Raw genomic sequence first — 13099 nt, 5'->3', positions numbered from 1 at the left:
GGACACGGAGGAGGGGCGCACCCACCGGATGCGCCCCTCCTCCGTGTCCGGGGTCCCGCGGCGGATCAGGCCTGCGGGGGCCGCGTCATCGAGAGCACGTCCAGCGCCGCATCCAGCTGCTCCTCGGTCAGCTCGCCGCGCTCCACGAACCCGAGGGCGACGACGGCCTCGCGCACCGTGAGGCCCTCGGCGACGGCCTTCTTGGCGATCTTCGCCGCGTTCTCGTACCCGATGTGCTTGTTGAGGGGCGTCACGATCGAGGGGGAGGCCTCGGCCAGGAAGCGCGCACGCTCCACGTTCGCCGTGATGCCGTCGATCATGCGGTCCGCGGACACGCGCGTCGAGTTGCTCAGCAGGCGGATGGACTCCAGGACGTTCCGGGCGATCACGGGGATGCCGACGTTGAGCTCGAACGCACCGTTCGTGCCGGACCAGGCCACGGTGGCGTCGTTGCCCACCACCTGGGCGCAGACCATGATCACGGCCTCCGCGATCACGGGATTCACCTTGCCGGGCATGATCGACGAGCCGGGCTGCAGGTCGGGGAGGGCGATCTCGCCGAGGCCGGTGTTCGGGCCGGAGCCGAGCCAGCGCAGGTCGTTGTGGATCTTCGTGAGCGACACCGCGATGGTGCGCAGCATGCCCGAGACCTCGACGAGGGAGTCGCGGTTGGCCTGCGCCTCGAAGTGGTCCCGTGCCTCGGTGAGGGGGAGGCCGGTGTCCTGGGCGAGCAGTTCGATGACGCGCGCCGAGAACCCCGCCGGGGTGTTGATGCCGGTGCCCACGGCGGTGCCGCCCAGCGGCACCTCGGCCACCCGGGGCAGGGAGGCCTCGATGCGCTCGATGCCGTAGCGCACCTGGGCCGCGTAGCCGCCGAACTCCTGCCCCAGCGTGACCGGGGTGGCGTCCATGAGGTGCGTGCGCCCCGACTTGACGACGGTCCTGAACTCCTCCGCCTTGCGCTCGAGGGCCTCGGCGAGGTGCGCCAGCGCCGGGATGAGGTCCTTGACGAGTGCTGACGTCGCGGCGACGTGGACGGACGTGGGGAAGACGTCGTTCGAGGACTGCGACGCGTTGACGTGGTCGTTGGGGTGCACCGAGGTGGAGCTCCCCGCGGCTTCGAGCGCGCGGCTCGCGAGGGTCGCGATGACCTCGTTGGCGTTCATGTTCGACGACGTCCCGGAGCCCGTCTGGTAGATGTCCACGGGGAAGTCGCCGTCGTACCGGCCCGACGCCACGTCCTCCGCGGCCGCCTCGATGGCCCGCGCGCGCTCCTCGTCGAGCACGCCGAGTTCGGCGTTGGCCGTCGCGGCGGCCTTCTTGATGCGGGCGAGCGCCTCGATGTGTGCGCGCTCGAGGGTGGTGCCGGAGATCGGGAAGTTCTCGACGGCCCGCTGCGTCTGCGCCCGGTACAGGGCGTCGACGGGGACGCGCACCTCGCCCATGGTGTCGTGTTCGATGCGGTATTCGGTACTCTCCGCGCCGGGCGTGGTGCCCGTCGTCGGGGTGGATTCAGGGCCGGCTGCAGGCGTTGGAGTCATGCCGCAATTCTTACCGCTGCTCTACAGTGCGCCAAATCCTGACACCAGCGCCGCGTTGCCGTCGTCCAGGCGGTAGGAGACGCCGATGACGGCGACCTTCCCGTCCTCGACGGCGTCGGAGATGACGCGGGAGCTGTCGACCAGCCGCTGGGCGGTCTGCTTCGTGTGCTCGATGACCGTCGTGTTGACGTCGGTGACGCCCGCCCGCCGCGCGGTCAGGACGGACGGCGTGATCCGTTCGACGAGGTCGCGGAGGAAGCCCGTGGGCATGTCTCCGGTCTCGACCGCGTTCATGGTCGCCGTGACGGCGCCGCAGCTGTCATGGCCGAGGATCACGATCAGGGGGACGCCGAGCACGCTCACGCTGTACTCGAGCGAGCCGAGGACGGCGTCGTCGATCACCTGCCCGGCCGTGCGGACCACGAAGACGTCGCCGAGGCCGAGGTCGAAGATGATCTCGGCGGCCAGCCGCGAGTCCGAGCAGCCGAAGATGACGGCGAACGGGTGCTGGTCGTTCACGAGTGCGGTGCGGCGGGAGGCGTCCTGGTTGGGGTGCGAGACGTCGGAGGCCACGAAGCGCGCGTTGCCCTCCTGCAGTCGCTGCCAGGCGGCGGCGGGAGTCAGTTGCTGGGTCACGCCGCCCACTGTACTGTCTCCGCCCGTCACGAGCCGTCCGTGTCCGAAGATGACAGGCGCTCGGCCTCGTCGACGGCGTTCTGCCGCACGTCCTCGACGACGGCCTCGCCCACGGTGTCGAACTCGGTGAGGGAGGCCTCCCCGTTGAGGATCACCGTGGCGCCGTCGACCTCCGACGTCAGCACGGTGTCCCCGTTCTGCGCGTCGAGGAGCTCCCATTCGAGCCCGCCGATGGTCCGCGTCCCGGAGACCTGCGCGTCGCCGACGCGCTGCGCGGTCCAGGTGGGGTTCGCGTCGTCGGTCTGGGTGAGCTGGATGAACCCGGTGTCCGCGGTGAGGAACCCGACCTCCCAGTAGTCGACCGCGTCGCTGCGGCCGCTGACCCAGCGTGCGTAGTTGGAGGTCCACCCCTCGGGGAGGGCCGGGGATGCCGGGAGGTAGCCGGCGTCACCCGCCGCCTGGCGTGCGACGGTCTCGACGTCGATGTCACGCTGGTACGTCTCCGCGGTATAGCTCGGATTCAGGAAGTAGACGGGGAGGACGACGGCGATCGTCGCGCCGGTGGCGATCAGCATGCCGCGCGCCGTCGAGCTGGCGCGCTTGGCCTGGTTCGGGGTGAGCGTGATGGGCGGGGCGTCGGCGTCCGCTTCCGCCGTGCGTCGGGCGTCGTCGTCCGGTCGCCGTGCCTCCTGTACGGCCGGGTGGACGGCCGGGACCTGCCCGTCCCCGGATGCAGGTCGTGTCCCGGGGGTCGTCCGCTCGTCACCTTGATCGCTCACCCCTCCATTTTCGCTGATGGCGGCCGCGGCGCCTAACGAGGGGCGTCCGGGGCGCCGCACGGATGCGCCGCCGGCGGGCACGGCGCCGTCGACGCGCCTATGATGACAGCACCGGACAGGTGCGCCCGCGTGCTGCCCGATGACCTTCGACGATGAGGATAGACGTGTCCCAGAACGCTACGAATGCCCAGTACTCGACACTCTCACCGGCCCTGGCCGTCGGGGACAAGGAACCGGACCGGAACCTCGCCCTCGAACTCGTCCGCGTCACGGAGGCCGCGGCCATCGCCGGCGGCCACTGGGTGGGCTTCGGCGACAAGAACCTCGCCGACGGCGCCGCGGTGGACGCCATGCGCTCGCTCCTGCAGACCGTGCACTTCAACGGCATCGTGGTGATCGGGGAGGGCGAGAAGGACGAGGCCCCCATGCTGTTCAACGGCGAACGCGTGGGCGACGGCAGCGGACCGGAGTGCGACGTCGCCGTCGACCCGATCGACGGCACCCGCCTGACGGCGCTGGGCATCAACAACGCGCTCGCCGTCCTCGCGGTCGCGGAGCGGGGCTCGATGTTCGACCCCTCGGCCGTCTTCTACATGGAGAAGCTCGTGACCGGGCCGGAGGCCGCCGACATGGTGGACCTGCGCCTGCCGGTCAAGCAGAACCTGCATCTCATCGCGAAGGCCAACAACAAGAAGGTCAGCCAGCTCAACGTCATGATCCTGGACCGCGACCGGCACAAGCCGCTCGTGGAGGAGATCCGCGCGGCCGGTGCGCGCACCAAGTTCATCATGGACGGCGACGTCGCCGGGGCCATCGCCGCGGCCCGCGAGGGCACGGACGTCGACGCCCTCATGGGCATCGGCGGGACCCCCGAGGGGATCGTGGCGGCCTGCGCCATCAAGTCCCTCGGCGGCGTCATCCAGGGCAGGCTCTGGCCCACGAGCGACGAGGAGAAGCAGAAGGCGCTCGACGCCGGGCACGACCTCGACCGCGTCCTGTCGACCAACGACCTCGTCACGAGCGACAACTGCTACTTCGCCGCCACGGGCATCACCGACGGCGACCTCCTGCGCGGCGTGCGGTACAGCAAGGACAAGGTGCTCACGCAGTCGATCGTCATGCGCTCGAAGTCCGGCACCATCCGCGTGGTCGACGGCGAGCACCAGGCCCACAAGTGGGAGACCTACGCGCGCGTCCGCGACTAGCGGGCCGCCCCGCACGGGCGCCCGGGTCAGCGTCGGAGCGCGCCGCGCAGGCGGGCCGGCAGTGTCCGGGCCACCCGGATGCCCCGACGGGCGGACTGAGCCCCGGTCCGGGCCGCCCGGTACCCGCGGTAGCGCAGCTTCCTCACCGGCAGGTCCCAGGTCCCGGGGTAGCCGACCTCGCGGCCGCCGAAGGACTTCTTGAACGCCGTGAAACCGGCCCAGGTGTGGTCCGGCTGGTCCGCGGGGGCGATGCCCCAGAGGTCCACCTGCGTCAGGCCCTTGTCCCTGGCATCGGCCATGAGGGTGACCAGCAGGGGGATCCCGGCGCTGAGCTTCCGGTGGGCGTCGTCCAGCGCGGCGTGGGCGTAGGTCCGCGTGTCCGCCGAGTCGTAGGCGAGGGCGGCCGCGATCGGCGCGCCGTCGAGTTCCGCGATGAAGAGGGTCGCAGCTCCTGCGGGCATGAGGGACCGGGCCACCTGGGTCAGGTAGCCGTCGCTCTGCGGTGTGAAGCCGTTGCGCGCCGCCGTCAGGTGCAGGAACGTCAGCAGCACCGCGATCTCCGCGGGGTCCTGGCTGGACCGGAACGTCACGCCCTTCTTGTGGATGTTCCGGTACAGATTGCGGTTCACCGGCTTCATGTCCGCGAGGACGGCCTTGAAGTCCCGGTCCAGATCCACCAGCCAGGTGAGCTCCGGCTGCTGGTTGGCCGGCGCCGGTCGGAGGCCTCGCGCGCGCAGGACCCTCGGGGCGTCGTCCACCGGGAAGCCGGCATCCACCGGCTCGATCCGGACGAACACGGCACCGCAGCGGCGGGCCAGGTCCGTCAGCGCCGCCAGGGCGGCGTCGAACGCGACCAGGGAGGTGGCGATCGGCCCGTAGGGGGCGTAGAGCAGCGTGCCGGCGGGGTTGCTCTCCTCGACGGCCAGGAAGCGCCAGCCGGGGCCCGAGCGCTCATGGACGGTGCGTCCGAGGTCGCGCTGGAGGGCGCCCCACGGCGGGCTCTGCAGGAAATGGTCCACGGTCTCAGCGCCCCGGGGCGGTGGTGACGGCGAAGGCCAGGGCGGTGCCGGTAGCGCCGGACACCACGTGCGCGTTGACGGGAGCATCCACGGCGGGGAGGAAGGCGCTGTCGCCGCGTTCCAGCAGCAGCTCGCCCTTCGGCGAGTCGAGCAGCACGGAGCCGGACACCACGAGGACGACGGCGGGGCCCTCCTGCGCCAGCGGGACGGGTGCGGCGCCGGGCCCGAGCTCGACGCGCTGGAGCTGGAACTCCCGGAACGGCGGCCGGAAGACCTCCTGTCCCAGCAGGGTGGTCTCAGGGTCGATCATCGGCACCCCGACGGCCTCGAAGGAGACCGTGCGGAGCAGCTCCGGCACGTCCACGAACTTCGGCGTGAGCCCGCCGCGCAGGACGTTGTCCGAGGAGGCCATGACTTCGATGCCGAGTCCGCGCAGATACGCGTGGACGTTGCCCGCCGGGAGGTAGGCGGCCTCTCCGGGTGCCAGCGAGACGCGGTTGAGCAGCAGCGAGATCAAGACACCCGGATCGCCGGGGTACCGGGCATCGAGCATCGTGACCGTGGAGAGCTCCGCCTCGTACGGTGCGGTCGGGGCGCCGGAGGCGAGGGCGGCCACGATGGCGGCCGTCGCCTCGGTGACGTCCGTGCCGCCGGCGATCAGTCGTTCGAACGCGGACCGCAGGGCGATGGGCTCCTCCCGCCGGGCGAGGTCCTCGAGCAGCAGCGGGAGAAGGGGAGGGAGATCGAGGCCGGCGCGGTCGAAGTGTTCCACCAGCAGGTGGAGGACGGCGCGCGCCTGCTCCGGGGGCCGGAAGCCGCACAGCACCTCGAACGGCGTCAGCGCGAGGAGCATCTCCGGCTTGTGGTTGTCGTCCTTGTAGTTGCGTCCTGCCGCGGCGCGGTCGGTCCCGGCGGCCTCCTCGCGGGCGAAGCCCTCCCGGGCCTGGTCGAGGGTCGGATGCACCTGGAGCGAGAGCGGACTGTCGGCGGCGAGGACCTTGAGCAGGAAGGGGAGCCGTCCGAACTCGGCTGCGACCCCGGCGCCCAGGTGGTGCTCCGGGTCCTCCGCGATCAGCGAGTCCAGGGCGCGGCCACCCGCACCGTCCGCGGCGTCGGCCGGTCCTGCCGGGCCGCGCGCCACCGAGGGCGAGTCCGGGTGCGCGCCGATCCACAGCTCCGCCTCGGGCCCGCCCGACGGCACCCTGCCCAGCAGGTCGGCGATCGCGTGGTCCGATCCCCAGGCGTAGGGGCGGAGGGTGTTGTCGAGGAGATACATCGTCAGGTCCTTGGGATGGTCGGGAGGTTGTCGGCGGCCGGTGCCGGTCAGGCGGGGGAGCACTCCCCGTTGTCGGCGAGCAGCTCGCCGAGCGTCACGTCGTCGCCGATCGTCGCGAGTTCCTGCAGGTACTCCTCGGTGATCCAGTCGTCGGTGGTCTGGGCCGGCACCGCGGCGAGAAGGCCCGCGCGCTCGAGCGGCAGGACTCCGCCCGCGGCGGGGTCGCCGTCCGCGAGCATCTCCTGCACCCGGGCATGGACGAGGTCGAAGTCCGGGTAGGTGACGAAGTTCTCCGCGGGCGTCCCGAAGTCCGGCGGGCCGATGGTCAGGCGGCGGGTCTCCTGGCCCTGGGCCTTCAGCCCGAGGTCCACGAAGCCGGCCAGCTGGTCCTGCGGGATGTCCGTCTCGACGATCTGCGTGCCGGCTGCGGCGATCGACTGGAACCGCGTCAGGAGGGTGGCCGGGTCCAGCTGCGCGATCATGGCCTGCTGGACGCACTGCTGGCGCGCGATGCGGTCGTAGTCCGTGACGAACTCACGGCTCCTGGCGTACCAGAGGGCGTGGTAGCCGTCGAGGGTCTGCACGCCCGGCTTGATCCAGCCGTCCGGCGGGTAGTGGCGGATGGGGTCGGTCCCGGGGATCTCGGCGGCCGTGATGGGGACCCAGCCGCCGGCGTCGATCCGGATGCCGCCCATGGCGTCGACCAGCTGCTCGAAGCCGTTCATGTCGACGAGGACGTAGGACTGCACCTCGATCCCGAGGACACCGCTCGCGGCGTCCATCATCGCCTCGGCGCCGGGATCCTGGTCGTCGGGGTACAGGTCCGGGTAGTTCTGCGTCACGTCCGTGTACAGGCTGTTGATGATGCACGGGTCGCCGCAGTTGTAGCCGTCGGGGTAGACCTCCCAGAGGGGGGAGTCCTCGGAGAACGGGGCGTTCTGGAAGTTGCGCGGGATGCTGAACGTGACGGTGGCGCCCGTCTCCGCGTCGACGCTGATCACCGAGATGCTGTCCGGCCTGCGACCGGTGCGATCCTCGCCGGCGTCGCCGCCCATGAGGAGGAAGTTGTAGCGGCCGTCCACGGGGTCGAAGGCGGGTCCGGACTGGAAGATGGAGCCGACCGTCGACCGGCCCACGCCGAGGACGTAGGCGCCGTAGGCGAGGGATCCGCTGGTGAGCACCATGAGCACCGCGAGCGCCCCGGCCACGAGGGGGCGCACGCCGCGGTCGAGCAGGGGCATGCGGATGAGGCGCAGGGTGTTCAGGAAGAGCAGCGCCCACCCGACGGCGATCCCGAGCATCGCGGCGATCAGCAGCAGGGACCACCAGCGGTGGGTGACGATGCCGACGATGAGGCTCCGGTCCGTGACGGCGAGGACGAGCCCCAGGAGCAGGAGCCCCCAGCAGGCGAACGTGGTGCGCAGCGCCCTGCGCCCGAGACGCCGGTCCCCGGCGACGGTCTGCGCGGAGCCCGGGAGGACGAGCGTCAGGGCGAGGAGGACGGCGGCGCGCTTGGTGCGGACCGCGGGCGGAGCGGTCTCCGGGTACCGCACGGGATCGGTGAAGGTGCCGCGCGCTCCGTGGCCGTCGATGCGGGAGGCCGTCATCACGCGTCGTCCGCCGTCGACTCCGCGATGCGGGAGCGGAGTGCGCTGCCCTTCTCCTCCGCGGTCCGCCGGAGCGCCCCGGCGAACTCGGTGAGCTGCCGGCGCAGGGTGGCCGCCTGCTCGTCCGTGCCGGAGGCGAGCATCCTGACGGCGAGCAGTCCTGCGTTGCGGGCGCCGCCGATGGACACGGTCGCCACCGGGACCCCCGCGGGCATCTGCACGATCGACAGGAGCGAGTCCATGCCGTCGAGGTAGCGCAGCGGGACCGGTACGCCGATCACGGGCAGCGGCGTCACGGAGGCGAGCATGCCCGGAAGGTGCGCGGCACCGCCTGCCCCGGCGATGATGACCCGGAGTCCGCGCTCGTGGGCGCTCCTGCCGTACTCGATCATCGCGTGGGGCATGCGGTGCGCGGAGACGACGTCGGCCTCGTAGGGGATGGAGAACTCGGCCAGTGCAGCCGCTGCGGCTTCCATGACGGGCCAATCGGAGTCCGAGCCCATCACGAGGCCTACCTGGGCGTTCGTCACTGCATTCCCTTCGGTCATTCCTGAGTGGTGGAGGGTGTCTCTGCGCCGTCGCGGAGTGTCGCGGCTACCCTCGTGGCCCTCGCGCGGACGTCGGCCAGCGGTTCCCCGGGGGCCGCCAGCGCGTTCACGTGGCCGATCTTCCGGCCGGGACGCACGTCCTTGCCGTAGAAGTGCACTTTAGCCGACGGTCCTGAGGAGAGCGCCGACGGGTACGCCGCGTAGATGTCCGTGTTCGCCCCGCCGAGGATGTTCTTCATGACGGTGTGCTGCGCCAGCGGGGCGGTCGATCCCAGGGGGAGGTCGAGCACGGCGCGCAGGTGCTGTTCGAACTGGCCGGTCACGGAGCCGTCCATGGTCCAGTGGCCCGAGTTGTGCGGCCGCATGGCGAGCTCGTTGATGAGGTAGCCCGCTCCCGACCCCGGGGTCTCGAAGAGCTCGACCGCCATGACGCCGGTGACGTCGAGGCATTCGGCGAGATGCAGTGCGGCCGCGGTGACGGCACGGGCGACGTCGTCGGCCAGGGCCGGGGCGGGGGCGATCACCTCGTTGCACACGCTGTCCACCTGGATCGACTCGACCACCGGCCACGCCACGGCCTCGCCGGACGGCCGCCGGGCCACGAGGACCGACAGTTCGCGGCTGAACGGGACGAACTGCTCGACGAGCAGCTCACCGCCGGTGAACCAGTCGCGGGCCGCCTCGAGCGCCTCGGCATCGCGGAGCACGAGGACCCCCTTGCCGTCGTAGCCGCCGCGGGGTGTCTTGAGGACCACCGGCCAGCCGGTCGACGCCGCGAAGGACTCGACGCCGGCCGCGTCCGTCACGGCCCGCCACGACGGGTTGGGCAACCCGAGGCCGTCCACGGCGCGCCGCATCACGAGTTTGTCCTGGGCGTGGCGGAGCGCCGCCGGCGAGGGGTGGAGGGCCACGCCGTCGTCCGCCAGTCCGGCGAGGAGCTCACCGGGGACGTGCTCGTGGTCGAAGGTGACGACGTCGACCCCCTCGGCGAACGCGCGCAGCGTCTCGCGGTCGCGGTAGTCGCCCACCCGGGACCAGGCGACGGCGGCCACCGCGGACACGTCGGGGCCCTCTGCGAGGACGCGGAGTTCGATGCCGAGTTCGACGGCGGGGCCGGCCATCATGCGGGCGAGCTGGCCGCCGCCGATGACGCCTATCACGGGAAAAGTCACCACTACAGGGTAACCACGGGGCAGCCGGACCCGGCCATCCGGCGGACAGGACCGCGGCGGTCGACGGGCGTTTCACAGGACACTGTCAGGCTTCCACCGGGTGTTTCCGGGGCCCCTGGCGACAGCCGGCCCCGGGGAGGCCGTAAAATGGTCCGAAACGCGCCATGCAAAGGTCGGCCTGGGTTGCCCGCTCTGCCGGCCCCGTCGCGGTTCGTCCTGCAGGTCCGCCGGGAGCATGCCCTGCGGTGCCGGCGTTCGTATCGGACCACGGAGGTTGACAGTGGCAGGACTCATGGACCGGATCAGGGGCCTCGCCTCCCTTTTCTGGCGCGAGGTGGCGAAGTTCGGGGCGGTCGGCGGTGTGGCCTTCGTCATCGACAACGGCCTCTACTGGTATCTGATCCACGGCCCCATGAGCGGCAGCGAGGTCAAGGCGCGCTTCGTCTCGGCCGGCGTGGCCACGATGTTCGCGTGGGTCGCCAACCGCTACTGGACCTTCCGCCGCCGCCGCCAGCCCAACCCGGCCCGCGAGCTGGTGATGTTCCTCTTCATCAACGTGATCGGCATGGGGATCGCCGCCGGCTGCGTCGCCGTCGCGAAATACGGCTTCGCGGTCACGGATCCGAGCGTCCTGTTCATCGTCGGGGTCTTCGGCACCGTGCTCGCGACCTTCGTCCGCTTCGTCGCCTACCGGTTCTGGGTGTTCAACGTGGAACTCGACGAGGACCCGGCGTTCAGCCACGACCAGGAGCTCGTCCACCCGGAGGGCGGGCAGGCGGGCACGGGATCCCATGCCGCGCCGGCGCCCGCGGTCGAGAAGGTCAGGCAGTCCCCAGCCGGTCAGTGACCTTCTCGCCTTCCAGCATCCGATCGGTGACCGGTACGCCCTCCTCCACGAGGACGAGCGCCCCGTCCCGCTCCCACACCGCGAACGCGGCAGCCAGGGCCCGCAGCAGATCCACGCCGGATCCCAGCAGCAGCGTGGGGGAGTCGGCGGCCACGCCGGGCTCGTGGCCGGGCGGCACCGCCACGAGGCCCGCGAGGTCCGCCGCCGTCAGTGTCCGCCCCTGGGCGCGGACCAGGGGAGCGGACGTCGCCACACCGGGACCGTCCATGGCGTCGGGGAACACGTCGCCGTGGGACCGTACCTCGGCGGCGAAGTCCACCGCTCCCCGCGGCAGCGGCCCGTCCCATCGGAGCGCCAGCGAGCCGAGGGCCACGCAGGCCAGCAGGCGGGGCGGGGCCACCTCCAGGCCGGCCCGCGAGGAGAGCACGATGTCGGCGTCGGCGAAGGTCGCAGGCTCGCTGTCGATGTCGGCCGGCACGACGACGGCGCCCACCTGCCAGCAGGCGAAGACGAGGGCGAGGGTCTTCCAGTGGACCGGCAGGTCGACGGCGACGATCGTCCCGCCGGTGGCGTCGAGTTCATCGACGAGGAGGTTCGAGCTCTTGGCGACCCAGTTGTCGAAGACGCGCCCCGACAGCTCGATGCGGCCTTCCCGCCCGTGCCAGACGAGGCGGGGGGACGTGGGGCTGACGGACCGCATCCTTGTCAGGAGCTGCGCGGGTGTCTGTGGCATGATGGGGCCTCTTCCGGCTCGAGGGTCGGTGTTCGCCGACGTGATACGTAGGACTACTTGCTTACGCGTCGGCGAAAACAGGTAGTTTTGATGGCGTGGCACTCGTGATTGTCAAGCCCCGACTCTATAAGGTTCCGCCCGCCGCTTGACGAAAATCGTGTTACACCCGTGTAATTAGGGCAACGGATCTGTTCCAGCAGGCGGGCGCGAGGGTCGACCCATGCTGATGCTGGAACAGCGACACCGGGAAGGCTGATCATGGGGCAGGCAGAACGCACGCAGGACCGACCAGATATCGCAGCGCAGGCCTCGGCCCGCTACGGCTCACGGGGCGTTCCCGCCGACTGGTTCCTCGATCCCGCCGATCCGCTGGGGGGCGAGCGGTACCGCGAGGACACGCGTTCCATGCTGGAGGACCAGGCCACCGGCTTCCTCAGCGCCCACCAGACCCTCACGCTCCTTCCCGACGTCGAAGGCCCCAGCAGCCTCCTCGTCCTTCCGGGCCTCGCCCCCGAGGTCCAGGAGGACGCCCGTCCGCAGTCGGCGCCGGCCGGCCGGCCGGCGTGGATCGGGCAGCCGCTCGTGCCGGGCAACGTCGACGACGACGGCGAGCTCTCCTGGCAGGCGGACGCCCTGTGCGCGCAGACCGACCCCGAGGCCTTCTTCCCGGAGAAGGGCGGGTCCACCCGTGACGCCAAGAAGGTGTGCGGCTCCTGCATCGTGAAGTCCGAGTGCCTCGAGTACGCGCTGGAGAACGACGAGCGCTTCGGCATCTGGGGTGGTCTGTCCGAGCGGGAGCGCCGCAGGTTGCGGAAGCGAGCAGTCTGATCCGGCAGCACCTCCGCGTCACCGCCGTTGTCGTAGCCCACAACGGTGCCGCGTACCTCCCGGCAACCCTGGAAGCCCTCGGACGCCAGAGGCGTGCCGCCGATCTCTGCGTGGGCGTGGACACGGGGTCGACGGACGATTCGGCGTCCCTCCTCCAGCTCGGGCTGCCCGCCGGCAGCCCCGTGGTCGGTGCTCCCGCGCGCGCCGGGTTCGGCACGGCCGTGCGGACCGCCGTCGCCGAGATCCCGCCGTACGGGGGGTCCGGGGAGGACGACAGCCATGACTGGCTGTGGCTCCTCCATGACGACTCCGCCCCCGAACCCGGGGCGCTCGCCGAGCTGCTCCTCGCGGTGGAGCGTGCCCCCTCGGTCACGGTGGCCGGCGCGAAGCAGGTCGCCTGGGACGATCGCCGCGCCCTCGTGGACGTGGGACTGTCCGTCAGCCGATGGGCGGAACGGCTCACGCTGATCGATGTCGACGAGCACGACCAGGGGCAGTACGACGCGCGGAGCGATGTCTTCGCCGTCAATTCCGCGGGCATGCTGGTCCGCCGGGACGTCTGGGACGCCCTCGGCGGCTTCGACCCGGCACTCCACGGCGTGGGCGACGACGTCGACCTGTCCTGGCGGAACCGCCTCGCCGGCCACCGCGTGGTGGTGGTGCCGAGGGCGGTGCTGCGCCACGCACGGGCCAGGCCGCACCCGGTGTCCACGCCGCACGGCGCGCGGGCCGCCGAGGTGTACCTCCGCCTCAAGCACGCCGCCGCGCCGACGGTGCCCTTCCTCGCCGTCGGGGCCGTCCTCGGAGGCCTGGCCCGGCTGCTCCTCGGCCTCCTGGCGAAGGACCCGGCCCACGGTGCGGGCCAGCTGCTCGGCAGCCTCGCCGGCGTCGGCCGGCCGTTCCACCTC

At 71.5% G+C, this 13099-nt stretch carries 13 protein-coding genes; 4 read left to right on the top strand and 9 right to left on the bottom strand.

All coding sequences use genetic code 11. From position 1 onward, the window contains the following. Positions 1-65 precede the first annotated feature (65 nt). Genes RY94_RS08190 through RY94_RS08180 form a run of 3 tightly spaced genes read right to left on the bottom strand, consistent with a single transcriptional unit; the run spans position 66 to position 2956 of the window. Positions 66-1541 (bottom strand): class II fumarate hydratase, encoded by a 1476-nt coding sequence (locus RY94_RS08190; protein WP_082046182.1) that lies wholly within the window; start codon positions 1539-1541, stop codon positions 66-68. A 21-nt stretch (positions 1542-1562) separates the two neighbouring features. Beyond that, complete coding sequence (locus tag RY94_RS08185) at positions 1563-2177, bottom strand: carbonic anhydrase (RefSeq protein WP_043444573.1); 615 nt, start codon at positions 2175-2177, stop codon at positions 1563-1565. Between the two features lie 26 nt (positions 2178-2203). Beyond that, on the bottom strand, positions 2204-2956 hold the full coding sequence (locus RY94_RS08180) for a DUF4245 domain-containing protein (RefSeq protein WP_231554464.1): 753 nt from the start codon (positions 2954-2956) through the stop codon (positions 2204-2206). A 152-nt stretch (positions 2957-3108) separates the two neighbouring features. On the opposite strand from RY94_RS08180, the gene glpX reads away from it, so the two are divergent. Continuing rightward, entirely contained in the window at positions 3109-4161 is a 1053-nt protein-coding gene (gene glpX, locus RY94_RS08175) for a class II fructose-bisphosphatase (protein WP_052274139.1), read from the top strand. Between the two features lie 26 nt (positions 4162-4187). Here the strand turns inward: glpX and RY94_RS08170 are convergent, their stop codons facing one another. Genes RY94_RS08170 through RY94_RS08150 form a run of 5 tightly spaced genes read right to left on the bottom strand, consistent with a single transcriptional unit; the run spans position 4188 to position 9783 of the window. Then, positions 4188-5180 (bottom strand): lipid II:glycine glycyltransferase FemX, encoded by a 993-nt coding sequence (locus tag RY94_RS08170; RefSeq protein WP_043444052.1) that lies wholly within the window; start codon positions 5178-5180, stop codon positions 4188-4190. Between the two features lie 4 nt (positions 5181-5184). After that, positions 5185-6456, bottom strand: a complete 1272-nt coding sequence (gene manA, locus RY94_RS08165) for a mannose-6-phosphate isomerase, class I (RefSeq protein ID WP_043444050.1) — start codon at positions 6454-6456, stop codon at positions 5185-5187. Between the two features lie 47 nt (positions 6457-6503). Beyond that, entirely contained in the window at positions 6504-8063 is a 1560-nt protein-coding gene (locus RY94_RS08160) for an LCP family glycopolymer transferase (protein ID WP_052274138.1), read from the bottom strand. Next, on the bottom strand, positions 8063-8566 hold the full coding sequence (gene purE / locus RY94_RS08155) for a 5-(carboxyamino)imidazole ribonucleotide mutase (RefSeq protein ID WP_442853447.1): 504 nt from the start codon (positions 8564-8566) through the stop codon (positions 8063-8065). The genes RY94_RS08160 and purE overlap by 1 nt, the downstream gene beginning before the upstream one ends. A 41-nt stretch (positions 8567-8607) precedes the next feature. Then, the gene (locus tag RY94_RS08150) at positions 8608-9783 is read right to left on the bottom strand and encodes a 5-(carboxyamino)imidazole ribonucleotide synthase (RefSeq protein ID WP_043444566.1); all 1176 of its coding nucleotides are present in this window, start codon (positions 9781-9783) and stop codon (positions 8608-8610) included. 292 nt (positions 9784-10075) lie between these two features. On the opposite strand from RY94_RS08150, the gene RY94_RS08145 reads away from it, so the two are divergent. Continuing rightward, positions 10076-10630, top strand: a complete 555-nt coding sequence (locus tag RY94_RS08145; protein WP_043444046.1) for a GtrA family protein — start codon at positions 10076-10078, stop codon at positions 10628-10630. On the opposite strand, the gene RY94_RS08140 is transcribed toward RY94_RS08145, so the two are convergent. Further along, positions 10605-11363: a TIGR03089 family protein gene (locus RY94_RS08140; RefSeq protein ID WP_043444044.1), complete on the bottom strand. Its 759-nt coding sequence runs from the start codon at positions 11361-11363 to the stop codon at positions 10605-10607. The genes RY94_RS08145 and RY94_RS08140 overlap by 26 nt on opposite strands. 258 nt (positions 11364-11621) lie before the next feature. On the opposite strand from RY94_RS08140, the gene RY94_RS17245 reads away from it, so the two are divergent. Together RY94_RS17245 and RY94_RS08130 are read left to right on the top strand one after the other, a co-directional pair. Continuing rightward, entirely contained in the window at positions 11622-12191 is a 570-nt protein-coding gene (locus RY94_RS17245; protein WP_082046181.1) for a WhiB family transcriptional regulator, read from the top strand. After that, positions 12188-13099: glycosyltransferase family 2 protein (locus RY94_RS08130; protein WP_331375589.1), on the top strand; the 912-nt coding region annotated here is incomplete at its 3' end. The genes RY94_RS17245 and RY94_RS08130, both read left to right, overlap by 4 nt.

The sequence above is a fragment of the Arthrobacter sp. L77 genome (assembly GCF_000816565.1).
Lineage (GTDB): Bacteria > Actinomycetota > Actinomycetes > Actinomycetales > Micrococcaceae > Arthrobacter_D > Arthrobacter_D antioxidans.
The sequence above is the reverse complement of the archived record's forward strand: the minus strand, read 5'-3'. Positions and strand labels throughout refer to the sequence as shown.

Coding starts and splice junctions, on each gene's coding strand:
- RY94_RS08140 (WP_043444044.1), bottom strand. CDS start 11,363: ATGCCACAGACACCCGCGCAGCTCCTGACAAGGATGCGGTCCGTCAGC.
- purE (WP_442853447.1), bottom strand. CDS start 8,566: ATGGGCTCGGACTCCGATTGGCCCGTCATGGAAGCCGCAGCGGCTGCA.
- RY94_RS17245 (WP_082046181.1), top strand. CDS start 11,622: ATGGGGCAGGCAGAACGCACGCAGGACCGACCAGATATCGCAGCGCAG.
- RY94_RS08190 (WP_082046182.1), bottom strand. CDS start 1,541: ATGACTCCAACGCCTGCAGCCGGCCCTGAATCCACCCCGACGACGGGC.
- RY94_RS08145 (WP_043444046.1), top strand. CDS start 10,076: ATGGACCGGATCAGGGGCCTCGCCTCCCTTTTCTGGCGCGAGGTGGCG.
- glpX (WP_052274139.1), top strand. CDS start 3,109: ATGAGGATAGACGTGTCCCAGAACGCTACGAATGCCCAGTACTCGACA.
- manA (WP_043444050.1), bottom strand. CDS start 6,456: ATGTATCTCCTCGACAACACCCTCCGCCCCTACGCCTGGGGATCGGAC.
- RY94_RS08160 (WP_052274138.1), bottom strand. CDS start 8,063: ATGACGGCCTCCCGCATCGACGGCCACGGAGCGCGCGGCACCTTCACC.